The sequence below is a fragment of the Acetobacter orleanensis genome, assembly GCF_001581005.1.
In the GTDB taxonomy this organism is placed as follows: domain Bacteria; phylum Pseudomonadota; class Alphaproteobacteria; order Acetobacterales; family Acetobacteraceae; genus Acetobacter; species Acetobacter orleanensis.
In genome coordinates this window covers 89,339-114,091 of record NZ_LHZV01000060.1, presented here as the reverse complement: position 1 = coordinate 114,091, position 24,753 = coordinate 89,339, and the positions used below count along the sequence as shown (strand labels likewise).

At 52.2% G+C, this 24,753-nt stretch carries 18 protein-coding genes, 2 tRNA genes and 2 pseudogenes; 14 read left to right on the top strand and 8 right to left on the bottom strand.

The genetic code is table 11. From position 1 onward, the window contains the following. Window positions 1-206 precede the first annotated feature (206 nt). Window positions 207-961 (bottom strand): IS5 family transposase gene (locus tag AD949_RS13795; protein WP_141325542.1). Its coding sequence is split into 2 segments (ribosomal slippage): window positions 207-640 and window positions 640-961, totalling 756 coding nucleotides; the frame shifts between segments, so codons are not numbered across the junction. Window positions 962-1,235: 274 nt separating this feature from the next. Here AD949_RS13795 and AD949_RS07250 point away from each other — a divergent pair. Then, window positions 1,236-2,607 (top strand): annotated as a pseudogene (locus tag AD949_RS07250) (DUF6538 domain-containing protein). Window positions 2,608-2,844: 237 nt separating this feature from the next. Next, window positions 2,845-5,586, top strand: coding sequence for a restriction endonuclease (locus AD949_RS07245; protein WP_244926398.1), 2,742 nt, complete (start codon window positions 2,845-2,847; stop codon window positions 5,584-5,586). Here AD949_RS07245 and AD949_RS13790 read toward each other — a convergent pair. Then, a protein-coding gene (locus AD949_RS13790) for an IS5 family transposase (RefSeq protein ID WP_096430301.1) occupies window positions 5,579-6,333 on the bottom strand; the annotation gives its coding sequence in 2 pieces (ribosomal slippage) (window positions 5,579-6,003 and window positions 6,003-6,333; 756 coding nt in all). The two genes, AD949_RS07245 and AD949_RS13790, sit on opposite strands and share 8 nt — an antisense overlap. A 120-nt stretch (window positions 6,334-6,453) precedes the next feature. Here AD949_RS13790 and AD949_RS14555 point away from each other — a divergent pair. From AD949_RS14555 to AD949_RS14545, 6 genes are all read left to right on the top strand, one after another. After that, window positions 6,454-8,610, top strand: coding sequence for a type ISP restriction/modification enzyme (locus AD949_RS14555; RefSeq protein ID WP_158319961.1), 2,157 nt, complete (start codon window positions 6,454-6,456; stop codon window positions 8,608-8,610). A gap of 12 nt (window positions 8,611-8,622) precedes the next feature. Next, the gene (locus AD949_RS07225) at window positions 8,623-10,014 is read left to right on the top strand and encodes a HEPN domain-containing protein (RefSeq protein ID WP_048836794.1); all 1,392 of its coding nucleotides are present in this window, start codon (window positions 8,623-8,625) and stop codon (window positions 10,012-10,014) included. A gap of 169 nt (window positions 10,015-10,183) precedes the next feature. After that, window positions 10,184-10,777, top strand: coding sequence for a recombinase family protein (locus AD949_RS07220; protein WP_061504648.1), 594 nt, complete (start codon window positions 10,184-10,186; stop codon window positions 10,775-10,777). A gap of 567 nt (window positions 10,778-11,344) precedes the next feature. Then, window positions 11,345-11,412: transfer RNA gene (locus AD949_RS14100), tRNA-Glu, on the top strand. Between the two features lie 122 nt (window positions 11,413-11,534). Next, a complete protein-coding gene (locus tag AD949_RS14550; protein ID WP_244463443.1) occupies window positions 11,535-11,684 on the top strand; it encodes a hypothetical protein in 150 nt (49 codons plus the stop codon). A 63-nt stretch (window positions 11,685-11,747) separates the two neighbouring features. Beyond that, window positions 11,748-11,975, top strand: a complete 228-nt coding sequence (locus tag AD949_RS14545) for a hypothetical protein (RefSeq protein ID WP_244463442.1) — start codon at window positions 11,748-11,750, stop codon at window positions 11,973-11,975. Here the strand turns inward: AD949_RS14545 and AD949_RS13785 are convergent. Together AD949_RS13785 and AD949_RS07210 are read right to left on the bottom strand one after the other, a co-directional pair. Beyond that, window positions 11,942-12,697: pseudogene (locus tag AD949_RS13785) on the bottom strand (IS5 family transposase). The gene AD949_RS14545 and the pseudogene AD949_RS13785 sit on opposite strands and share 34 nt — an antisense overlap. Window positions 12,698-13,114: 417 nt before the next feature. Further along, window positions 13,115-13,660 carry a recombinase family protein gene (locus AD949_RS07210; RefSeq protein ID WP_048836828.1) on the bottom strand — a complete coding sequence of 182 codons (546 nt, stop codon included), beginning with the start codon at window positions 13,658-13,660 and terminating at the stop codon, window positions 13,115-13,117. Between the two features lie 1,011 nt (window positions 13,661-14,671). Here AD949_RS07210 and AD949_RS07205 point away from each other — a divergent pair. Beyond that, a complete protein-coding gene (locus AD949_RS07205; protein ID WP_048836827.1) occupies window positions 14,672-15,184 on the top strand; it encodes a hypothetical protein in 513 nt (170 codons plus the stop codon). A 125-nt stretch (window positions 15,185-15,309) separates the two neighbouring features. On the opposite strand, the gene AD949_RS07200 is transcribed toward AD949_RS07205, so the two are convergent. Both AD949_RS07200 and AD949_RS07195 read right to left on the bottom strand, forming a co-directional pair. Then, the gene (locus AD949_RS07200) at window positions 15,310-16,917 is read right to left on the bottom strand and encodes a tyrosine-type recombinase/integrase (RefSeq protein WP_248845779.1); all 1,608 of its coding nucleotides are present in this window, start codon (window positions 16,915-16,917) and stop codon (window positions 15,310-15,312) included. A gap of 318 nt (window positions 16,918-17,235) precedes the next feature. Then, complete coding sequence (locus AD949_RS07195) at window positions 17,236-17,799, bottom strand: recombinase family protein (protein WP_048836637.1); 564 nt, start codon at window positions 17,797-17,799, stop codon at window positions 17,236-17,238. A 1,210-nt stretch (window positions 17,800-19,009) separates the two neighbouring features. Between AD949_RS07195 and AD949_RS13780 the strand changes: the two genes are divergently transcribed. Next, window positions 19,010-19,639, top strand: coding sequence for an HNH endonuclease signature motif containing protein (locus AD949_RS13780; protein WP_082064843.1), 630 nt, complete (start codon window positions 19,010-19,012; stop codon window positions 19,637-19,639). Between the two features lie 202 nt (window positions 19,640-19,841). On the opposite strand, the gene AD949_RS07180 is transcribed toward AD949_RS13780, so the two are convergent. After that, the gene (locus AD949_RS07180) at window positions 19,842-21,428 is read right to left on the bottom strand and encodes a tyrosine-type recombinase/integrase (RefSeq protein ID WP_061504646.1); all 1,587 of its coding nucleotides are present in this window, start codon (window positions 21,426-21,428) and stop codon (window positions 19,842-19,844) included. A 92-nt stretch (window positions 21,429-21,520) separates the two neighbouring features. After that, window positions 21,521-21,610 (bottom strand) — tRNA-Ser (locus tag AD949_RS07175). Between the two features lie 199 nt (window positions 21,611-21,809). Here AD949_RS07175 and rplU point away from each other — a divergent pair. The 4 genes from rplU to proB all read left to right on the top strand — a co-directional run bounded on the left by rplU (window position 21,810) and on the right by proB (window position 24,736). Next, a complete protein-coding gene (gene rplU, locus AD949_RS07170; RefSeq protein WP_006559166.1) occupies window positions 21,810-22,124 on the top strand; it encodes a 50S ribosomal protein L21 in 315 nt (104 codons plus the stop codon). A gap of 43 nt (window positions 22,125-22,167) precedes the next feature. After that, on the top strand, window positions 22,168-22,437 hold the full coding sequence (rpmA, locus tag AD949_RS07165; protein ID WP_048835334.1) for a 50S ribosomal protein L27: 270 nt from the start codon (window positions 22,168-22,170) through the stop codon (window positions 22,435-22,437). A 104-nt stretch (window positions 22,438-22,541) separates the two neighbouring features. Further along, complete coding sequence (obgE, locus tag AD949_RS07160) at window positions 22,542-23,558, top strand: GTPase ObgE (RefSeq protein ID WP_048835335.1); 1,017 nt, start codon at window positions 22,542-22,544, stop codon at window positions 23,556-23,558. A 47-nt stretch (window positions 23,559-23,605) separates the two neighbouring features. After that, on the top strand, window positions 23,606-24,736 hold the full coding sequence (proB, locus tag AD949_RS07155) for a glutamate 5-kinase (RefSeq protein WP_048835336.1): 1,131 nt from the start codon (window positions 23,606-23,608) through the stop codon (window positions 24,734-24,736). The last annotated feature ends 17 nt before the right edge of the window (window positions 24,737-24,753 follow it).

The window sequence follows — 24,753 nt, the reverse complement described above, 5'->3', positions numbered from 1 at the left end:
TTCTTGAACGGGCGGTTTCAACTAATTTTCGTGACGGGAACCCCTAAAATCGGGGGGGTTCTATAGGGGGGTTCCTTGGAATAAGGATTTACCCCTGAAAACCGTGCATAATCGTCAATATAAGGGGGTTCTGCTTTATTCCGTCCTGTTCAACTCATTTTCCTGACGGATTGCCCAAAATCGGGGAGGTTTGCTACGGCGTGTCGTCAGTTAAGCAGGATGATGATTGAGGCGAACTGCACTGCTGCGAGGAATGTTGACTTCAGTTTGTCGTAGCGCGTTGCGATGGCGCGGAACTGTTTGAGTTTATTGAAGAACTGCTCAATAAGATTACGTTCCCTGTAAAGAGCGAAGTCTGTTTTGCGTTGTGTCGTTCTGTTGCGTTTTGGTGGAATGACCGGGGTAATCCCACGCTCTGTCAGTCGGTCGATCAACCTGTCTGCGTCATAAGCCTTGTCGGCAAGAAAGGCATCCGGGTCGATCTTTTCCAGAAGCGGTTCGGCCTGAGTAATATCGGCATCCTGACCCGGTGTGATATCGAGTTCCACCGGGTTCCCGAGAGCATCACAGATGGCATGGATCTTTGTGGTTAGTCCGCCCCGCGACCGTCCGATGGCCTGATCCGCGCCCCCTTTTTCAGGGCTCCGGCGCTGTGCTGATGCGCCCGGACTATCGTGCTGTCGATCATCATGTATTCATTGTCGTGATCTGCCGCCAGATGGCGAAATATCCGCTCGATTACACCGCTTTCGCACCAGCGGCGCAGACGCCGGTGGACATTTTTCCAGTCCCCGAAACGCGGTGGAAGATCACGCCAGGGGATGCCTGCGCAATAGCGATACAACACGGCTTCCACGAAGAGACGATTGTCCGCAGCCGTGCCGCCAACATAACCTTCACGACCGGGAAGAAGGTCTTTTATGCAGAATGGTCTGAAGATTTTTGATATGGTGACAATCATTAACCCCTTCCAAAAACCATAGGTTAAGGTTAAATCGGTTTATTGAAGCTCCCAGACTGTTTAATCAATGTTGGGAGCTAAAACATAGACCAGAAGACAGCACGTCGCGTTCTTTTTGCTGTTTCAATGGGTTAGCAAAGCGTCACTGCGGGTTGATGCAGGTTCGAGTCCCGCAGTTCGCACCACAGACACCTGAAATAGCACGATTTTTCGGCTGAATGAGGAGCAAAGGCTGTCTTTGCTCCATCATCCTTCCCCACCGAGGGAAGATTCTATGCTCCGTGTCCGAGGCACTACCTACCACTTCCGCCGTATCGTTCCCCCTGCCCTGCGAGCAGCCTTAAACCGGCGGGAAATCTGGGTTTCTTTGAAAACTGGCTACCAGAATGAAGCTCGCAAACGCGCTTGTTTACTTCACGCCAGAACCACTGAAATGTTCATGCAAGCCCATTCTGCACTGGTAGAACCAGACGCTTTAAGCAGGCTTGAGGGACTGCGGGTTTCACTGCGGGATTTGCAGAGCGTGAACCTGCCTTCATCTGCTCAGGAAACGGGGTCCGTGCCGGTGTCAGCACCGATGCCAAAACCCCGAACAATCAAGAAACCGGCCAAAGCACCCAAAGCCCAACCTTTGATGCTCTCCGGTGCCCTGAAACGCTTTGTGCAGGATAATTCCCATGCCAGTGCTGACACCAAGAAAGCGACCCAGCGGGCAGTGGACCTCTTTCTTCAAGCGTTTGGAGATGCTCCTGTATCCATCATAGGGGGCGAGAAGGCCGGAGCCTTCCGTGACCTGCTGTTTTATCTTCCGGCATCGCTGGGCAAACGTAAGAGCCGCCTTACCCTTGAGGAAGAGGCACAGAGAGTCAGAGATGAAGGTCTGCCAACTTTGAGTGGCAAGAGCGTTAAAAACCATATGATGCGTCTCTCTGCCCTTTGGAGCCAGTTACACCAGCGGGAATTGGTCACACGTAACCCGTGGACGGGCTGGAATTTTGAAAATGGGCAAAAGACCATACGCAGAAGCTGGACTGCCAGAGAACTGGCTTTGCTGGCCTCCGCGTCATGGCATAGCACATCCGTGCCAGAACAGACCTTCCGGCTTGTGACCCTTATTGCTGCCTACTCTGGTATGAGGCTGGGTGAAATCTGCACCCTGAGAAAAGAAGACCTCCAGACCGTTGATGGTATCCCCTGTTTTATGGTCAGGCCACATTCTGACGATGGCTGGTCACCAAAGACGGAAGCTGGCACTCGTGTGGTGCCAATCCATTCAAAGCTGATTGAAGCCGGTATTCTAGCCCTTAAGGATACCACAGACGGCCCATACCTCATTCCCGGCTTGGAGACTTCAAAACAGGGCGTCAGGGGCGCAGCCCTTGGCAGGGCTTTCTCATTGCTCAAGACCCGCATTGGTACCAGCAGAAATCACCTTCCATTCATTCCGGCATACTGTTTCCACCCAACTCAGAAATGCAGATGCCAATATCAGAGAGGTCTGGATTGACCGCCTGCTGGGTCATGAAGCAACTCACAAAAGCCAAGGGACAACCACCTATCTGACCAGGATTTCGACTGCCAACCTCAGCCAAACAATAGAGGCAATCAGCTACCCGGAAAAAGCCTTCAAAAAGTTAGCGTTTTAAAAGGGAGCCAGCAGTGCTCAATGGCTACCCATTGAGCATCTGGCAAGGGGGAGAAACCTCCCCCGTTGACCCCCATAAAGGCAGTTTACTGCCCTTATTTCTCGCCCCAGCAAAGATGGAGAGTGTGGGAGGAGGGCTCGATTTCATCCTTCCACATTACAGAGTCATAAAGACACGACTTTACTGACAGACGTTGAGCGATAAGATGAAATATCTTACCCTTGAAGGCTTCTGTTTATGTCTGCTCTTTCTACCCTCCTTGATACCCTGCGCCATATGGCCGTTACCGAGAGCGAAAAAGGGACATATTTTGAGGAACTGGTCGTCTGCTACCTGCGGACAGAACCCAGCTATGTCGATCTTTATGACAAGGTCTGGCCCTACAAGGAATGGGCAAAGGAAGAAGGGCATCCCGTCAAGGATACAGGCATCGACCTTGTGGCTAGAGAACGGGGAACAGGCAATCTTCATGCCATCCAATGCAAGTTCTACGCACCGGACCACAAGATCACAAAGAAGGATATCGACACCTTCTTCTCTGCGTCCGGCAAAAGCTGGTTCTCCCATCGCGTCATTGTGGCGACCACGAACCACTGGAACAGCAACGCCGAAGACACACTGGCCAACCAGCACCCGCCAGTTAGCAAGATTGACCTGCTAGACCTTGAAACCAGCGTCATTGACTGGTCGCAGTATCAACCGAAACAGAAGCCTGTCCTACGGGAGAAAAAGAGACCCCGCGAGCATCAGAAAACGGCTATCGGGAACGTGCTGGCAGGTTTCGAGACTCATAACCGTGGCCGACTCATCATGGCTTGCGGCACAGGCAAGACCTTCACCAGCCTGAAACTGGCAGAACAACTGGTTGGCCCTGGTGGTCGCGTCCTGTTTCTGGTTCCCAGCCTGTCCCTGCTTTCCCAGTCCCTGACGGAATGGACCCAGGAAAGTCTGGTTCCCCTGCATAGCTTCGCTGTCTGCTCAGACAGTGATGTGGGAAAGAAAAAGGCATCCAACGACGACGAAATCAAGGTCAAGGTTCACGAACTTCGCTACCCTGCGACTACAAATCCTGAGCGACTGGCGACTGAATATCAGAAACGGCATGACGCCACCCATATGACGGTGGTGTTCTCCACCTATCATTCCATTGATGTCATCAGTCAGGCCCAGAAAGACTATGACTTCCCTGAATTCGATCTGATTGTCTGTGATGAGGCTCACCGGACAACCGGCGTGACCTTTGGTGGAGAAGAGAACGACAGCGCCTTTGTGAAGGTCCACAATCAGGATTATCTGTACGGCCAGCGTCGTCTCTACATGACCGCCACCCCCCGCATTTATGGCGATGTGGCTCAGGAGAAGGCGGAAAAGGAAGGTGCCATCGTCTATGGCATGAACAATGCCGAGATTTTCGGCCCAGAGTTCCATGTCATCACCTTCTCCGAAGCGGTCAGACGCAAACTGCTGGTGGATTACAAGGTCATTGTGCTGGCTGTGGATGAGGGAACCGTCAGTGCAAGACTTCAGAAGCTTTTGGATGATCCAGACAATGGCCTGAAGGTCGATGATGCTTCCAAGATTGTCGGATGCTGGAAAGCTCTGGCCAAGATCGGTCTGTCACAGGATGGCGTGGAAGACCCCGACCCCATGAAACGGGCTGTGGCGTTCTGTCAGGTTATCTCTCCTGACTACAAGGGACGCGCTCACAAAGTCAGTTCCATCCAGATTGCCGACATGTTCCAGAAGGTAGTGGAAGAATATCAGAAACAGGACGGTATCGAGCCAGAAGCACGCCTGACCTGCGAAGCAGAACATGTCGATGGCGGGATGAATGCCAGCGAAAAGGAAGGCAAACTCTCATGGCTGAAAGAGGAAACGCCGGATAAAACCTGCCGAGTGCTGTCCAATGTCCGTTGTTTGTCTGAAGGTGTGGATGTTCCGGCTCTGGATGCCGTCCTGTTCCTGACACCCCGTAATTCTCAGGTTGATGTGGTGCAGTCCGTCGGTCGCGTGATGCGGAATGCACCAGGCAAGAAGCGTGGTTATGTGGTTCTGCCCGTTGTCATCCCAGCAGGAACACCTCCCGAACAGTCTTTGGACAATAATCAGGCTTATAAAGTGGTCTGGCAAGTGCTTCAGGCTTTACGGTCCCACGATGACCGCTTTGACAGCATGGTCAACAAGATGGATCTTCAGGCAAAGCCCGACACATCCCGTATGGAAGTTGTCGCGGTCACAAAGACCATCACCGCGAAAACAAAAGCCCTGACCACAGGCACAGCCCAGAAGGCTCATTCTTCCTACGATATTGGAAAGAAAGCCTCTCGTCCCAGTGAAGAACAGTTCAAAATGGAGTTCGAAGTCGGGGAAATCGAACGCGCCATCTACGCAAAAATTGTCAAGAAAGTTGGCAATCGCCACCATTGGGAAGACTGGGCCGGTGATATTGCAAAAATCGCCCAGACTCACATTATCCGTATCACCACCATTCTTGAGAACCCGGAGAATGTCGATGCCCGTAAAGCCTTTGACCATTTTGCAACAGACCTGCGTTCAGAACTGAACGATAGCATCACCGACGAGGAAATCATCGAGATGCTGGCCCAGCACCTGATTACCCGTCCGGTGTTCGAAGCCCTGTTCTCAGGCCACAGCTTTGTCTCCGACAATCCCATGTCGAAAGCCATGCAGTCCGTGCTGGATGCTCTGGACAGATACAACCTGCACAAGGAAGCAGACACGCTGGAAGCATTCTATGCCAATGTGCGAGAACGTGCTTCCGGCATTGATACAGCCTATGGTCGTCAGAAGGTCATCAAGGAACTGTATGACGGGTTTTTCCAGACCGCCTTCCCTCGCCTGAAAGACCGTCTTGGTATCGTTTACACTCCCATCGAGGTGGTGGATTTCATTATCTGGTCTATCAATGACGTGCTGGAAAGTGAGTTTGGTCAGACGCTAGGGTGTGTCGTCAGTTAATTCCAATGATGGCGGAGACGAATTGCACGGCTGCGAGGAAAGTTGACTTCAGCTTGTCATATCGTGTTGCAATACCTCTGAACTGTTTAAGTCTGGCGAAGAAGCGTTCGATGATGTTTCGTTTTTTATAAAGCGAAAAGAGGATTTTCCGTGGATTGCGTCGGTTTTTCTTTGACGGAATAACCGGTGTGATCCCCCGCTCTTCAAGCTTTTCGATGAGGGGATCGGCATCATAAGCCTTGTCGGCGATGAAGACCTCGGGATCGACTTCATCGAGCAACGGCTCTGCTTCTGTGATGTCGGCCCTTTGTCCGGGCGTCAGGGAAAGAGCTGCAGCCTTTCCCGCGGCATCGACAATGGCATGGATTTTCGTGGTCAGTCCGCCACGGGACCGCCCGGTGGCCTGATCCATACCCCTTTTTTACGGGCGCCCGCGCTATGCTGGTGAGCACGGACAATGGTGCTGTCGATCATCATGTATTCGTTGTCATGGTCAGCAGCCAGATGCCGGAAAATCCGCTCGATCACGCCGCCTTCGCACCAGCGACGCAGCCGCCGGTGCACGTTCTTCCAGTCCCCGAACCGGGCGGGCAGATCACGCCAGGGAATGCCTGCACGGTAACGATACAGCACGGCTTCGATAAACAGACGGTTATCCGCAGCCGTCCCACCGACATGACCTTCGCGACCCGGGAGAAGATCTTTTATCCGCTCCCACTGACCATCGCTCAGACCATACCGTCGCATTCACACTCTCCCCGTTCCAGAAACAGGAAGAAAACATCACAGATCAAACGGGAGTACAAGCTTCATAATCCCCCCCCGTTTAACTGACGACACGCTCTAGGAAGCCAGGGCGTTCATATCATGGACCCCTTCACCGGGACGGGAACCTTCATTACCCGGTTATTGCAAAGTGGTCTAATTACGAAGGAACAACTTCTGCACAAATACCAGCAGGAACTGCACGCCAACGAAATTGTCCTGTTGGCTTACTACATTGCCTCCATTAATATTGAAGCCACATTCTCTGGATTGATGGACGACGTATATGAGCCGTTTGAAGGTATCTGCCTGACAGACACTTTCCGTCTCAATGAAACACATGATCTGATCGGGTCCACACTCGAAGACAATAACAAACGGATCAGAAAACAGAGAAAGCTTGATATCCGCGTTATTATGGGAAACCCGCCTTATTCTGTGGGGCAGACAAGCGGGAACGACAACAATCAGAACGTGTCCTATCCCGCTCTGGATAGTCGTATTGCCCGGACCTATGCGGAACGCTCATCAGCCATCAACAAACGTGCCCTGTATGACAGCTACATACGGGCTATCCGTTGGGCTTCCGACCGCATTGGTAACTGTGGTGTCATCGGGTTTGTAACCAATGCGGGCTTTCTGGACGCCAATACAGCCAATGGTCTGCGTCAGTGTCTGACAGAAGAGTTTTCGTCCATTCATGTGGTCCATCTGCGGGGTGGTGTCCGAGGAAAATCAGGGGATTTAGCCAAACGGGAAGGTGGGAATATTTTCGACATCATGGTCGCTCCTGCCATTTCCATCATGGTCAAAAACCCAGATGCCAAAGAACAGGGACGTATCCTGTTTCATGATATCGGAGATTATCTGACCTGTGAGCAGAAGCTGAAACGCATTCAGGAACTGGCCAGCCTCAATGGGCTCACTGATGCCGGTCTATGGCAGACTATCACGCCCGACGAACATGGAGACTGGCTCAGGCAGAGAGATGACAGCTTCGGGAAGTTCATCGCTATTGGAAGTAAAGAGAAGGATGCCGGGCTAGTTCTGTTCGACCTGTTTTCCCGTGGGGTTGCAACGGCTCGTGATGCATGGTGCTACAACTCATCCCATCAGGTATTAACCGAAAACATGCTCTCCATGATTGACGTATATAATTCGGAAAGACAGCGCTTTCGGAGTGAATACCCTGATGCATCTTCGAAAGAACGATCTGAAAAATCTGGCAACTTTGTCGATAATGACTCGTGTAAGATAAGCTGGAACCGTTCATTACTTCAGGATTTTGCCCGAGATAAACCGTCATCCTTTCAACCTGAACATGTCGTGCAATCCGTTTACCGACCATTTTTCCACCAATGGATGTATTTTGACCGGCAGATGAACGATATGATTTATCAGATGCCTCGGCTGTTTCCTGATGCTAAGGCAGATAATCTGGCCATCGTCACTTCAGGAACGGGAGGGAGGTCAGCATTCACATGCACAATGACCAATCATATTCCCAGCCTACATATGGCCGATATTGATGGCTCCCAGTGTTTCCCTCTTTTCGTATATCACGAAAACACTACCACCTCAGACCATCCCGACTTGCTAACAGGTTCATCACAATCAGGACCAACCAAGCAGGATGCCATCACAGACGAAGGGCTGAAGCATTTCCAGGATGCCTATCCGGGGCAGACCATCAGCAAGCAAGACCTGTTCTATTATGTCTATGGGCTTCTGCACTCCCCGGAATATCGGGAACGCTATGCCGACACCCTTAGGAAAGAACTGCCCCGCATCCCCCGTATGAAGACATACGAGGCTTTCAAGGCATTCTCTGATGCTGGTCGCAGACTAGGTGAGATGCATGTCAATTTCGACAGCCAGCCTATCTATGAAGGCGTCAAGGTCGATTATGGCAAGGGACCGCTGACACCGGAAGTCTTCCGGGTTAAAAAGATGAAATACGGTAAGAGTAAAGACAAAAGCATCCTACATTATAATGACCGCATCACCGTCACAGGCATTCCTCTGGAAGCCTATGACTATGTGGTGAATGGCAAGTCTGCTCTGGACTGGGTTGTCGAACGTCAGTGCGTGAAGACCGACAAGGCTAGCGGTATCGTCAACGATGCCAATGACTGGGCTATCGAGACCATGGATAACCCACGCTATCCGCTGGAACTGTTCCTGCGTGTGATTACTATCAGTCTGGAGACCATGAAGATCGTGAACGGGTTGCCTGCGCTGGATATTCTAGAAAGCTAAAGGAATAGCATTATGGAACGGACCGGAAAATTCTGGTGGCTAAATGACGATTCAACCAAAATTTCCGGAACATTCTCCTTTACCAAGAGAAAAGGGGCTTTGTTGTCATTGTATGGATTGTTGCCATTAGAAGGAGAGCAACATCCTTTTGATAGATTCAAACTCAAGAAGAGTAATCTACAAAATATATATGGAGAAAGTCATCCTCAATACGAGCACATATGCCTGATAAATCCTTTCCATTGGAATCAGAATTTCGACTTTTCTTGCACAGAAAATTCAACAGAAACATATAAAGCTTTTTCTTATGCCATATCAAAAAAACCATTTGATATAGAAGGTAACGTCATATCCTCCATCTCGTGGCCTCTCAAAAATTTTGAGAAATGGCTTTATCTATTTTCCGGACAAGTAAAATATATAAGAAACGAGAAAGAAAGCATTCCAGAAGTTACCTTTGAACCCATGCCATTAAAAAAATGGGATATCAGTCTCGGTAATTTATATTTGAAAAGACATTGGAGTTGTCCAAATCCCATACCTTCGAGCTCAATTTTGATTGAGGAGCAGTATTATCTGACGCTTGATTTTTCTGAAAAAAAGGGCATTAATTACTGTATAGAGCTCTCACGAAGAATATTCCGGTTCTTTTTAACATTTGTATCCAGTGATGTTTGTATATCAAATCCAGAAATAAAAACTGGCAACAATTCCTGCATAAAATTAAATATAGATCAACCAAAAATAAAAGCACCTAAAAAGGGTTTTGTGAAATTTGTAACCTTTTTTAAAGATATAGAATCGGAATTTGGAGAGCTTTTTCAGTCCTATATCAATTTATACGACACATATTTAAGTGGATTTTATTTATATCCTTCCTCTTTAATAAGGGGAATTTTCGTTGAACAGCAATTCAGTAACATTGTGTGTGGGCTTGAGGCGTTACACACTCATCGCTATGGAAAAAATCCTGACATTGATGAAGAGAAGCTTTCCCACATCAAGGATGAGTTGAGGAAAGCAACCTCTTTAAACAGCAGAGACAGACAGAAAATAATTGACTCCATAAAGTACAACATGAAGCCAAATCTAAAAAAACGCCTTTTAGATTTATTTCACGAGATATATGGCGATTACAATGAAAAAAAATTGAACGATTTTCTTGATGATGTCATTGAATCCAGAAATACTATTATGCATTACGGTGGTCCACGAAGCACGGATGACCCGTATAGTGTCCAGAGAATTCAATTGTTGAGTTTATCATTAACTCCAATATATGTATGTTCAGTTCTGCGGATAGTTGGAATCAAAAAAGAATTCATTAAAAATATTTTTCTTAAAAGTCCTGCACTATATGAAGGACGTTCCCTGTTAGAACAATATGGCGTATTAAAAAAATAGATCTTCCCTGATTCCGAATATGTGAATCCGAAATTCTTTATGCGTTCTTTTTAAGTAGTCCCTAAAGGGACATAGCCACCTACCCCGGTATTATGTGCCTTTTGGGTCTATAATGGAATTAGGGAGCGGTTAGTCCCGCCATCCCTATAACCCATAAGGAACGAAAGGTATGAAATACGGATACGCACGAGTAAGCACATCAGACCAAGACCTGACCATACAGGAAACAGCACTCCAAAAGGCAGGATGTGAAATTATCAGGGGTGAGAAGGTCTCTGGAACCAGTCGGGAAGGAAGGCAAGAACTGGATACCTTGCTTCAGTTTTTAAGGGCCGGTGATTCGTTGGTGGTTACTCGTATCGACAGGTTAGCGAGATCAATCAGTGATTTGCAGGATATTGTCAGATACTTGGAAGATAAAAAGGTATCATTGATTTGCACTCAGCAACCCATAGATACATCCAACGCTGTAGGGAAAATGTTCCTGAATCTGCTCGGTGTCTTTGCTCAATTTGAGACTGAACTGAGAAAGGAACGCCAGCTTGAAGGTATCGCCAAAGCCAAAGCGGAAGGTGTCTACAAAGGTAGAAAGCAATCTTATGACCATGAGCATGTCAAACAGCTCAAAACCAACGGCTTGGGTATCGCGGAAATTATGAGACAAACAGGGATATCAAAAACTCATATCTACCGAATTCTCAACTGTTATGATTTGCCCATTAATGTTGATGCAGACATACCTACGAATGAGATTGTCATGTAGAAACTGTTTCCTCCGTTGTTTACAAACAGAAAAACAAATCTTCTGGCATCATCCACACCCAAAAGTCAGCTTTTGTGTCACAGCATTCGCCTCCCTTAGAGACTTGACCGATTTCACACAAAGTCTTACACAGACTCTTACACAAGTGTTCAGAATATTGTTTTAAAACAATATGTTATGGATTGTACGATTTACTTCAGTGGGTTCGAGTCCCGCAGTTCGCAATCCCTAAGACACTGATTTTATTGAAAAATCATAAAAAATCTAAAATGTGAACTTCTATACGTCCATCTTCCCAATTAGAGAACTTTTTAGACTTGCGACCGCCCTATAAATTCCAGACGTCTCGTGCGCTTGCGGTCGGACTACGTAACTTTCGCAAATATTACGTCAAGCGATCTCCCCAAAATTAGTCATGCATACGCCCTCTATAAGAAACACTGAATACGGCTGACAGGGATCCGTGCACCATTTTTGCACCACAACAAGAAAGATTTAGGGTGACAACGCATGATGTTGTGTGACACATATATGTATGTTTATCATATAGTTATGAAAGGAACTCGCAGATGACTGCGGTCTATTTTTGCCCTTTCACGGCGGCAACACGGGTTCGAATCCCGTACGGGACGCCAATTATTTCCAATGACTTAGAGTTTTGGTCACGAAACGATTGACTGCTTTTGGGCCCACCTTGGGCCAATCGCCAAAAAACACGATAAGCACATGGTCCCAATGGGCCCAGATGAGGCTCATCATGAAAGATCGAATCACTTCTGCTAAAATTGATCATGCGACAGGCCGCGCTCTTCCCTCTGACATGGAGTATCGCGGCAAGGGCCAGTATCGTGCCCGTAAGCGCATTGCAGGTGGAGAGCGTATCCATCAGACCTTCTCTTCGGCCTAAAAACTCGCCCGTCGTTGGCTAGACACGACGTCCGCCAAATTAAAACTTGGACAGTTTGAAGACATGCGACCACTGGAGCGTCAGACCGTCCATGAACTGGTCGACCGCTATGCGCGCGAGGAGATGCATATCCGGGATAATGATCGCAAAGGTCGCATTCCCTTCATTCTTCAGGACGACATCGCACAGTTGGCACCGGTTGAATTGCTCTGGGTTTTGTGGAGACGTTTTTTATCTGAACTAGGGCCAACCGACATTCAAGCGCTCCAGATCACGGCTGTTTCGAGATGAATAAAGCCTGTGAAATGGATGGCTCTTCGATCGTAGCGCGTTGCGAAACGACGAAAATATTTGAGGCGATTGAAGCATCCTTCGATACGGTTTCGGTCTTTGTAAATAGTCTGGTCGTGCTGGATGAACACCTTGCTGTTCCGTTTTGACGGAATGACAGCCTTTACGTTCATGTCAGTGATCTGTTCGCGGAACCCATTGCTGTCATAAGCCTTATCGCCATTACCCCGCCTGTAATCTGCCCTTCGAGCAATGCAGATGCCTGAGTGGTATCATTAAGCTGACCGCCGGTGATAATGAAGCGTAACGGTCGACCCAGAGCGTCGGCAAGCATGTGGATCGTGGTGGTTAATCCACCTCGGGAACGCCCCAGCGCCAGATTTTGTCCCCTCTTTTCCGGCCGCCGTGTGCTGATGGGCGCGGACAATCGTGCTGTCGATTATTAGATGGCGTTGTCGGCGATCAGCGGTCAGCGCGGTAAATACCCGCTCCCACACGCCGCCATGACACCAGCGACTGAAACGCCGATGGGGCGTCTTCCAGTTTCCATAACGTTCAGGCAGATCACACCAGTGCGCACCCGATAGCAATACCCATAAACATCCATTTACAAACAAGCAGTTATCCGATTCTGTGCGCCCCGAATCATTCACTTTCGCAGGCAACAGAACCCTAGTCCGCTCCCATTGAGTGTTGCTCAATTCGTATCGCTCGCCCCCTATCGTAAGCTCCGCACATCAACATGGAGACCTATGACTCAGCAATCAGGCTGTTTGGGAATCATGAATGTCGACTGACCCTAGCAGAGTACGCAACATTCTACCGACATAAGTCGTTGCCACCTGCTTTGAAGCCGCTCGAGCCCGCAGGTGACCACAAATCATAAAATGGGGTATATGATGGGAGCATTGAGATGCTACATCATAAAAGACGGAGTTATTTAGCGTTTTTTGTGTATTGGCGGAGAGACAGGGACTCTCTTTTTATGAGCAATTTACCGCAGAAAACCGCCAAAAAACATGTCACTACAGCATTGTATGGCGAAGTTACACACCACAGCCTGTTGTTAGAGCCGCTTCATTCACTCCCTACCGCTGACAGTTCGCACCTGTCTACGGTCTTTACACGAGGCCATGCGCTCAAGACACAGCGCGGAGACATCTGTTAACGTGCTGGCGTGTGATGCCAAGCTGACGAGCAATAGCTGTTGCACCCAGCCCCTCCGCCTTCAGTTTCTTCACCTCTTCACGGTCAACCTTTGGCTTGCGGCCTTTGTAGACACCTTTCGCTTTTGCAAGCGCTATTCCTTCAAGCTGGCGTTCTTTCCGTAGGTTGGTTTCAAACTCAGCGAACACTCCCAGCATATCCAGAAAGGCTTTTCCCGCCGCTGTTGACGTGTCTACGGGCTGTTCTGTGCATTGCAGCGCAACGCCTTTGCTCTTTAGCATGCCAACAATTTTCTGAAGATCAGCAACCGAACGGGCAAGTCGGTCTATCCGCGTCACGACCAGCATATCCCCCTCGCGCATGAATTGAAGGAGGGTTGTCAGTTCATCCCGCCCTTCCATCTTGGTGCCCGTCTTTTGCTCTGCCCTGACCTCATCACACCCAGCAGCTTTCAGGGCCTGCACTTGGGCATCCGTGTTCTGGTCTATCGTTGAGACGCGGGCATATCCGTAACGCATTGCTTGGGTGTCCTGCTGAAGTGGAACATTAGGCTTTAGACATTCCCGTCTTCATGGAACACAAATCGAAAGTCAACCCAAATGTTCCGTAAAATCTCCCAGCAATGTTCCATCACCCAAGGGTATACCCCAATGCTCCACAAGCACAGCGACAGATGCTTCCCAAAAGCCTCACAGAGCCCGCACAGAAGGCTCTCAGCGTTCATGGCTGTCAGTTAGCTGAAACAGGACAGACAGACCTCTACGGGCTGCTATGACTCTCTCAGGGCATGGAGAGGCATTCTGCCTGCGTGTCGGTTCTTTGTTATCCAAAGGCACTCAGCTTCAGGTTACATCTAGTTCATGTTCGAAAGGCACCGGAACACCCTCTCGCAAGGAATGCACCAAGGCGAGTGAGGCCAGAGCCCGGTCTCAACAGGGACTCCAAACGGGCCACCAATCCCAGTCTTCAGCCATTTTTCGACTTCGAGACAGAGGTTAAACCCAATCGCTGTTGCTGTTGTTCGAGCCTTGTCAGCAGTTCTCGCACTGTGAAAATTAGACGAAAACTCCCAGAGAGCCTTTTGGCACCTCCCCTCTCCAATAGCCTCGCATTTGCCCGTAGAGAGGCATCAAGCGCTCCCCTGCTACAAGGGTGCCAGACAAGAGGCAGACCGGCTTCTACGGGACTCTGTGACTCTCTCCTGTGAGGTTGGTTTCCTCTTGGCTGTCCTGCGTCCCTTCCAGACCATTTGAAGGAAGACAATCAAGACAATACTTCCCTGTGTCTCTTTCTCTTGAGCAAAGGCGAGAGAAAACAAGCACTTGGAAGCCCTGAAACTCATGTCATGCAAAAATGCAGCATACAGATAGATGAATAGATAGATGGGGCCTCCTATAGAGTTCCTTAAAGGCTCCCTAAAGACTCCTAACCTTCTTTTATAAGGGATAACAATAAGGACTATCCTTTAAGGACTCCTATAGGAGCGCCCTGTGTCTCTACTCATCCTCACAATGAAGGAGACACCTCAGATGAACGCACCCCAGAACACCCGCAAGAAACGCTCAGATGCCGGAAAGCCCCAAGGCCCTCGGACGCCCCGGAAAGCCAGTCCAATCACCCACATGGACAATGGAACCGCACTAATTGCCCTGACAGGACGCCACGGCACAGGCAGGCACCTCCGGGTCAGCAAAACGGACCTTCCTGACCTGATGATTTTCACAGACAATGGCACACGACTACATGTTATCGATAATGGCTCTGGTCAGGTGAAAATCCAGATTGGTGGGAGAAAAGCCAAAGCATGGAAGCACAGCACCAACCCAAGTGATCTTGTCACCGCTGCCCGCTTCCTTGTCGGGGAAACGCACGGAGGGAGGCGCATCCGCTTCAAGGACCGCAACGCCTTCAACCTCACGCGGGACAATCTGGAAGTGCTTGTGCCAGCCATTGAAGAGACCTTCACGATTGACTGGCAAAAGGCTGTGGCTGCACGTCAGACCAAGATGCAGTCATGTCTTGAGCGTCAGACTAACCAATAAAGCCCTGATAGCCTACAGAAAGCCCACACAGACACTTTCCACCATTCCCCCGGCCAGAGAACCCGGAGGGGAGCAGGAAAGCCATGTGTGGGCTTTTTTGCTAAAGGCCCAGCGCCTGCCTGCCTCTATCCCAGCTTTGCCACAAGAGAACCCGGCATTCCCTTGTCCACCATGCCCAGAATGGCCGCTTCATAGACCTTCCAAGGCATATCTGCCTCCATGTAGGCTGTCTCTGTGATGGTCTGGGGCTTGTGGCCCATCAGCTTCTGAGCGACCGATAACTGGCACTCAGACACACCAGCCACAGCAGCCCTCCGCATGAACGTGCCAAAGCATTTCCTGAAGCTATGGAATGTCACCAGACCATCAGACCCAGCCCCCAGCACATCCCGCCTGAACTCTGTGAAGCGTTTTGAGAAATAGTAACCACGCTTCTCGGCTGGCCCTCCGGGCTTGCACTCAGGAAACAAGGGAGCGTCTGGCTCACCTGTGGCTATGGCAGCAGCCAGCCTTCTTTCAATGATGGGTCTGACCAGAGGGTGCAGAGGCACACGCCTGATGGAACTGGCTGTCTTTGCGTCCTCTTCAAGCACAGCAATGCCCAGCAACTCAGCCCCGGAAAGCTGCACGACCTTGTCCACTGTCAGGCTGCACAGTTCGTTCTCTCGGGCTCCTGTCAGGAGAGCCAAGGGCATCAGGTCACGGATAACCTGCCCCCATGCCCATCGTTTCCCTGCATCCGGATCAGCCTGCAAGAGGGCCAGCAGTTCATCTTCTGAGAACTCACGCCGCTTTGGTTTGCCGTTGCCCTGACGTGCAGCCTGCTGCTTCAGACCACGGGTGGCACCATCCCACGGGTTCGGACCAGAGATAATGTGCTTGCGAATGCACCAGTCCCAGAACATCTTCAGAGGGCTGACACGGCTCCCCACGGTCTTGGCAGTCAGACCTGCACTGTCCAGCAACCACTCCGTAAAGCCACCCAGAACCCTTGGCTCCAGACGCTCCAGCCCTTTGGCTCTGAGATGCTTCATCGGGTCTGTTATCGAACTGCCCTGCCACTGGCTGTCATGCTCTGCAAGATAACTAGCAAAATGGTTGAGGGCAGCCTTATCCATCGCCCGTGAAGCCTTGCTGACGCTCCTGTCTCTCTCCTGTTCCCAGCGATCCAGCAAGGGGCCAAGAGGCATCTCTTCACCAAAGGCAACAGCGACGAAACGGTCATAATATGGCCCCACAGGTTTGCCTGCGTCCCTGAGGTCACCCAACTGTTCCGCTATGAGGTCACGTAGCTGACTTTCCTTCCTGTCACGGGGGCTTGTGCGCATTGTCGTAGTGCGAATGCGTCCGTCAGAGTCTACTACGGGAAACTCTTCAGCCTCATCTTCCCGGTCTGAGGCCATGACAAGCTCCCTCCGAGCCTCAAGCCCTCCTGCTACAGCTTTCTCTTCATCATCCCATGTAAAAGCCCAGTCAGGCTCCCAGCCACCATCAAGGGGTGCAAGACCGATTGCCTGAAGTTTTGCGTCAATCTCTGAACGGATCTTCTCAAGAGCCTTTGGACGCCTGCCCATCGCTTCTCTACGGTCTGTGGTGCTCAGAGTTCTCACCACATCGGCCTTGTGCCCACCCTTTGTTCCGTATGCCTCGCCTACGTCAGAGCGCCGGTCCCGTGGGATATGAAACCGGACACTCCATGTCTGAGCACCTGCCCGCCGGAATATGTTGTTCATGTCGTCCATACCTGTCGATATGTAACGCTGAGCATGTAACTGCACAATACAATCATGTCGTGACAGATTGGCGTAAGTGCTTGTTTTTTCAGGGAAAACCGCATCATGGCGGAGAGACAGGGACTTTTCGTGAATTGACGAAAAACCGCAGAATACCATCAAAAAACAACTACCGACGCACTCACCACCAGCTCGGTAGCACCAGCAAGTAGTCAGGAGCCACAAAGTAACCAGACAGCCCACAGCAGACAAGGCAAGACCGTCCGTTTTCCTTCTTCAAAGATGAACACTCCGTAATGCAACGAAAATCTGAGGCTTTCAGTTCACCAGACAAAGGCAGCGGTAAACACTTGTCCGGCCTATGCCCAGCCTCTTGGCAATCTCCGTTGGCCTGACGCCCTGCTGGTGCAACTTGTGGACCTCACTGGCCTGAGTGCGGGCCGTGGGCTTCCTGCCCTGATACTTCCCCTCAGCCTTGGCTTTGGCGATGCCCTCCGCCTGACGCTCTTTCATCAGGTCACGTTCAAACTCTGCCACAGCGGCCAACATGGTCAGCATCAGCTTGCTGGTCGAATTGCTGGTGTCCAGTGTCTGTCCGCCCATGCTCTGGACAATCAGGTGACAGCCCTTGGCCTTTACCGTCTCCACATAGCCCAGAAGGTCCGCTGTGGACCGTGCAAGCCTGTCCGGCTTCATGACCACCAGAGTATCCCCAGCCCGCATCTGATCCAGTGCAGCGGCAAGCAGGGGCCTGTCTGTGGTGGCTCCGCTCACCTGTTCCTGCAACACCCTCTCGCACCCGGCAGCTTTCAAGTCTCTGACCTGCGCTTCCAATCCGGCAATCTGTTCCGTGGTGCTGGTTCTGGCATAGCCGATCTTCATGGCGCTTGTGTTCCATTAGGGTTTAGACCCGGATCATATGCCGTTCCAAAACACAGCAAGTCAACCCATGTGGAACAGAAAAGTGTTCCAGTGCCATTGTTCCGATAGACCAAGCCCCATTGGAACAGTCTGGATTGGAACCATGCCAGAAGCGATTGGGTCCCTTTCGGCCCAACCCGGTCCCTGCATTTCATTTCATGGCCCACGGTCTGACTTCAAAGATGGGGACTAAACCCCGCTGCTGGTGGTGTTGGAGGTTGCCTTGAAGTTTCCTTGCAGCCCAGCACGGTCCCTTCCGGTCCCTTGAATGCTTACGGAGAGCCTCACAGAAGCCCACAGAGACCAGTATGCCTTTTCTGTGGTAGTCCCGGGCCTATATGAGCAGGCAGGCACTGGTGGGCTTCTGAGAGCCACGCCAGTGGCGTTTGAGGGTCTGGAGGGTGCCGTCCAGTGTCCTTGTCTGTGCCGGAATGGCTTGCAAATAGACTTCTATGTTGCCCGTGCATTCGGACCTCTTCTATTTAGCAACCTTTAAGGTATATTCTCGACTTTATGGGAAAATGGCTAGAAACGATTGCCCTGTGATATAAAACCAGAAAGCAAGCTGCTGAATGGACACTTCAGGGACGCTGTCCGGTGGCTTCATATCCACCATGAAAGAGGCATGTGCTGAGAATAGCAACCTTGCAGTTATGTTCTCGACCTTCTTGGAAAATGGCTAGAATGACTTACCCTGTGATAGAGACCTGAAGAGCCAGCCGCCCATGAGGTCACATCCTGACCAGACTGCGGACACGAGAAGGCTTTCAGAGGTGGTCAGAACCATCTTCAGAAGAAGCATTTTCATCCCAATCCTGAAATAGCAACCTTGAAGGTATATTCTCGACTTTATGAGAAAAAGGCTAGAATAATCTACCCGGTGGGGAAAGAGCCTAAAGGCCCACTGCCGGTATACTGCTACGATCCGCAGCACAGCGGTTAACTAGCAAGGTCCGGCAAGCTGCCTTCTGCCTCTCTCACAAGGGAGGAAGCATAAATCATATTCCATTCCCAATCTCATCTCTGTGGTCCGAACCTCAGCACTGCTGAGAGCCTGCATCCTGACCAAAGAAGAAGGATGAAGATTGAGCATGTGAAAGAAGGAAGTCCCTTCTACCAGCCCCCGGCAGCCGAATGCCAACCTCTCCAATAACTCAAAAGGATCAATCTCATGACAAACCATCACCAAACACTTGAGGAAAGACTGGACAGCAAATTGAAAGCCCAGAAAAGCCCTCGCTTCCTGCAAGGCCCCTGTCAGGTCTTTCAGGGCGGCAAGCTCAACAAAGCCGGACACGGAGCAATCAGAGATGCCGGAAAAATTCGGTATGCCCACAGGGTCGCATGGGAAGCCGCACATGGTGACATCCCGACTGACCAGAGAACCGGACGCCCCTTCGCCATTCTCCACCTGTGCGACAACCCTGCCTGCTGCAACGTCGATCACATGGTCTTGGGAAGCTCTAACGAGAACACACAGGACTGCATTGCCAAGGGCAGACATGCCTGCCAATCCGCTATCCTGAACAAGCTCAACAGAGCTGTGGAACTGTCAGGAACCGGCATGACCACGAACGGCATTGCAGAGGAACTGAAAGTCACTCCTGACGAAGTGGTCCGTTTGCTGGACTTCCATGCTCATGATGCCGACATTTTCACCGCAGAACAGCACCGTTTTGGCCATGAAGCTGCTGAGCAAATGCGCCGCTACCGCCTGATCTCTGACTATGAAGCTGTGATTGCAGCCATGGAAATGCTGAACACTTCCCGTCACATCCGGCAGCTTGATCTGTGTGTCTGAAACCTCCTCAGCCTCATTCTCAGGACGCTAACCGATAGATTGCCCGCCCCCTGAAAACTAACGAAGCCACAGAGAGCTAAATCAGCCTTCAAATAGCGAACCAGAGACTCACAGAAGCCCACACAGAAGCCCACACAGACGCTTCCAACCCCTCCCTGCACCAGAGACACCGGAGGGGAACAGGAAGGCCCTGTGTGGGCTTTCAGGTTAGCGCCTCTATGACACCCTCCGGCATCCCCTTGTCCACCATGCCCAGAATGGCCGCTTCATAGACCTTCCAAGGCATCTCTGCTTCCATATAGGTTGTCTCTGTGATGGTCTGGGGCTTGTGGCCCATCAGCTTCTGAGCAACCGATAACTGGCACTCAGACACACCAGCCACAGCAGCCCTCCGCATGAACGTGCCAAAGCATTTCCTGAAGCTGTGGAATGTCACCAGACCATCAGACTCGGCTCCCAGCACATCCCGCCTGAACTCTGTGAAGCGTTTTGAGAAATAGTAACCACGCTTCTCGGCTGGTCCTCCGGGCTTGCACTCAGGAAACAAGGGAGCGTCTGGTTCGCCTGTGGCACGGGCAGCAGCCAGCCTTCTTTCAATAATGGGTCTGACCAGAGGGTGCAGAGGCACACGCCTGATGGAACTGGCTGTCTTTGCGTCCTCTTCAAGCACAGCAATGCCAAGCAGCTCAGCCCCCGAAAGCTGCACAACCTTGTCCACTGTCAGGCTGCACAGTTCGTTCTCTCTGGCTCCTGTCAGGAGAGCCAAGGGCATCAGGTCACGGATAGCCTGCCCCCATGCCCATCGTTTCCCTGCATCAGGATCAGTCTGCAAGAGGGCCAGCAGTTCATCTTCTGAGAACTCGCGCCGCTTTGGTTTGCCGTTGCCCTGACGTGCAGCCTGCTGCTTCAGACCACGGGTGGCACCATCCCACGGGTTCGGACCAGAGATAATGTGCTTGCGAATACACCAGTCCCAGAACATCTTCAGAGGGCTGACACGGCTCCCCACGGTCTTGGCAGTCAGACCTGCACTGTCTAGCAGCCACTCGGTAAAGCCACCCAGAACCCTTGGCTCCAGACGCTCCAGCCCTTTGGCTCTGAGATGCTTCATCGGGTCTGTTATTGAGCCGCCCTGCCGCTGACTGTCATGCTCGGCAAGATAGCCAGCAAAGTGATTGAAAGCAGCCGTGTCCATCGCTCGTGAAGCCTTGCTGACGCTTCTGTCTCTCTCCAGTTCCCAGCGGTCCAGCAAGGGGCCAAGAGGCGTTGCTGTGCCTGCCAGCGTCTCCATATACGTGGTCAGGTATAAATGCCCCTTGGCATCCGGCAGGCCCTGAGCCACGTCCTCAGCCAGCCCTGTGGCCACGTTCTTCAGATGCTCCTGATCTGTGGCGGGAAGCTCTTCCATCACCTGACCATTCGCATCTCTGGTGATGACAGGCACAGTGCTGGCCTTCTCAATCTCTTCCTTGGCGGACAGGGCATCAGCAACGGCCTGCTCAACCACTGACTGAACCTTCCAGTCCCCTTCAAGAGCAGGTTTGCCAATGGCGGCCAGCTTCTCATTCACCTGAGAGCGGAGGGCATCCAGTGCCGGACCACGCCGCCTGATAGCTTCCTGCCTGTCATGGGTCTGGAGGGACTTCAGGAACTCCTGCCGGATGCCTGACTTCGTTCCATAGGCCAGACCGACATCCTGCCATCTATCACGGGGAATGGAGAGCCGAGCGGACCACAGGCCACTGGCAGCACGTTTCAGACCAAACACGTCGGCATCCTTCTTGGGCATGTGAAGGACTACCGCTGGACCGCTACCGACACGGTAGGTTGAGCTACCGGAGGAAGTTCATAAGTCGTTGTTTTCATTGGGAATTTCATCTCTGGCGGAGAGACAGGGATTCGAACCCTAGGTACAATTGCTTGCACAACGGTTTTCGAGACCGCCCCGTTCGACCGCTCCGGCATCTCTCCGTGGGTCCGGGTTTAAGCAGAGATCAACCAGCCTCGCAAGTTCTTGTTGACGGATGAGGGACTCTCCCCGTAAAAGGCCGCACCACTCCACAAAGATGGAGCCATGCCGCCCATGCGGCCAAGGAACAAAAAGCGACCAGATTTTTCGCCTGCGCCTATGCCGCGGAAGGTCCAGAGATCGGAAAGAGAGACAGGTTTTATGTTCGCAGTTATCCGCACAGGCGGCAAGCAGTATCGGGTTGAGCCCAACATGGTGCTCAAGGTTGAAAAGCTGGAAACCGAAGCTGGCGCAACCATCACCTTTGATGAAGTTCTTGCCGTAGGTGGCGAAGGCACGACCACTATTGGCGCCCCCACCGTTGCTGGCGCAAAGGTGACGGCAACCGTCATCGCTCAGGACCGCCTCAAGAAGGTCATCATCTTCAAGAAGCGCCGCCGGCAGAACAGCCGCCGCAAGAATGGCCACCGTCAGCCGGTTACCGTTCTGCGCATTCAAGAGATTAACGCCGCCTGAGCCCCTTAGGGTTCGGCTGGTAAGACCAAGGAGGACTTAGGTCATGGCACAAAAAAAAGCAGGCGGTTCATCCCGCAACGGGCGCGACAGCGCCGGACGCCGTCTTGGCGTTAAGAAATTTGGTGGCGAACAGGTTATCGCTGGCAACATCATCATCCGCCAGCGCGGCACGAAGATGAAGCCGGGCGTGAACGTTGGTGTTGGTCGTGACCACACCATCTTCGCTCTGATTGACGGCAGCGTTCGCTTTGAGCGTCGCGCCGAAGGCCGCGTGCACGTTTCCGTGGACGCGCTGCCGGCTGCTGCTGAATAAGTATTCGGCAAGCTCCACCACGCGTTTTTCCCGTGGCCGGAATGGCAAGGGGCCGGTCCTCACAGGATCGGCCCCTTTTCCTGTTCTGGCGTTGAAGGTATCCCATGAAGTTTCTTGATCAGGCAAAAATCTACGTCCGCTCCGGCGATGGCGGAGATGGTGTCACCGCCTTCCGCCGGGAAAAATATATTGAATTCGGCGGCCCGGACGGTGGCAATGGTGGTCGGGGTGGTGACATTCTGTTTGAAGCCGTACCCAACCTGAACACGCTGATCGACTTCCGCTACACCCAGCATTTCCGTGCCCGTAAGGGTGGTAACGGGGCTGGCTCTGACCGCACGGGCGCTGCCGCGCAGAACGTGGTGATCAAAGTGCCAATCGGCACCCAGATTTTTGATGATGACCGGGAAACCCTGCTGGCTGATCTGGATGAAGCCGGTAAAACCATTACCCTCTGCCGGGGTGGCGATGGCGGCTTTGGCAACGCAAACTTCAAAAGCAGCACCAATCGCGCCCCGCGCCGGTCTGACAAAGGCTGGCCGGGTGAAGAACGCTGGGTCTGGCTGCGTCTGAAGCTGATTGCCGATGTTGGTCTGGTCGGTCTGCCCAATGCCGGGAAATCCACTTTTCTCTCCGTTGTATCCGCCGCGCGCCCGAAGATTGCCGATTATCCCTTCACCACTTTGCACCCCCAGTTGGGCGTAGTGCGCCTGTCCATGACAGAAGAATTTGTGGTGGCGGATATTCCGGGGCTGATTGAAGGTGCGCATGAAGGTACTGGCCTTGGTGACCGCTTTCTCGGGCACGTCGAACGCTGCGCTGTGCTCCTGCATCTGATTGATGGGGCAGCGGGCGACGTTGTGGACACATGGCGCACCATCCGGCATGAGCTGGCGGCTTATGGTGGCGGTCTGGCGGACAAGCCGGAAATTATCGCCCTGAACAAGAATGATGCCATGAGCCCGCGGGAAGCATCTGCCCGCAAACGCGCTCTGGAAAAAGCCAGTGGCGCGCCGGTCATGTTGATTTCCGCTGCCACGCGGCAGGGTGTGCCGGAATTGCTCCGGGCTATACAGACACAGGTTACAACCATCCGTAAGGATGAAAAAGACCCCGCTTAAGCTCTACATACCCCTCCGGGGTCACGACAGAGAATGGACTGCTTTCCATGACCGGACGCCTCACCAGCCCTTCCCTTTCTTCCGCGCGACGGCTTGTTATCAAGATCGGCAGTGCGCTAGTGGTGGACCCGGACAAAGCAGCCCCACGAAAGACGTGGCTGGCCAGCGTGGCCGAGGATATCGCGCAACTGCGGCGGCAGGGCACCGATGTCACCGTTGTTTCCTCCGGCGCTATTGCACTGGCCCGCCACACGTTGGGGCTGACACATGGCGCGCTCCGCCTGCCAGAAAAACAGGCCGCAGCCGCGGTGGGGCAGATCAGTCTGGCGCAAGCGTGGAGTCAGGCGCTCTCCGCACAGGGGCTGACTGCGGCTCAGCTTTTACTGACCCCCGAAGATACGGAAGACCGCAAGCGGTATCTGAATGCTCGTGCGACACTGGACACCCTGCTTGGGCTGGGATGCGTGCCGGTTATCAACGAGAACGATACGATCGCCACCTCAGAAATCCGTTTTGGCGATAATGACCGCCTAGCCGCGCGCGTTGCCCAGATGACCGGAGCGGATCAGCTTGTCCTGCTCTCGGATATTGACGGCCTTTACACGGCAGACCCACGCACCAACCCGGATGCCCAGCATCTGCCTGTCATTGAAACCATGACGGCGGAGATTGAGGCCATGGGAGGCGAGCCGCCTCCCGGTTATTCTTCCGGCGGCATGCGTACTAAACTTCTGGCGGCAGGCATTGCAACCCGCTCTGGCTGCGCGATGGCGATTGCCCTTGGCAAGCAGGACCACCCCCTGCGTGCGCTGCAGGAAGGAGCCCGTTGCTCTTGGTTTTTGCCGCAGACCTGTGCGCAGACAGCCCGCAAACAGTGGATTGCCGGCAGCCTGACCCCTGCGGGTGAAATTATGATTGATGAGGGCGCCGCAGGTGCCCTGCGCCAAGGGGGGTCTTTGTTACCCGCGGGCGTTCTGGGCGTGAAGGGTGAGTTCACGCAGGGCGATCTGGTCGTTGTAACTGATAATGGCGGGCGCGTTCTGGCGCGTGGCCTATCCGCTTATGACGCCGATGACGCCCGCCTGATTGCAGGGCATCGCTCCTCAGAACTGTCTGACATTCTGGGCTGGCAGGGACGGGATGAGATCATTCATCGGGATGATCTCGTTATGGTGTGAGGAAGGGAAACGCCCTT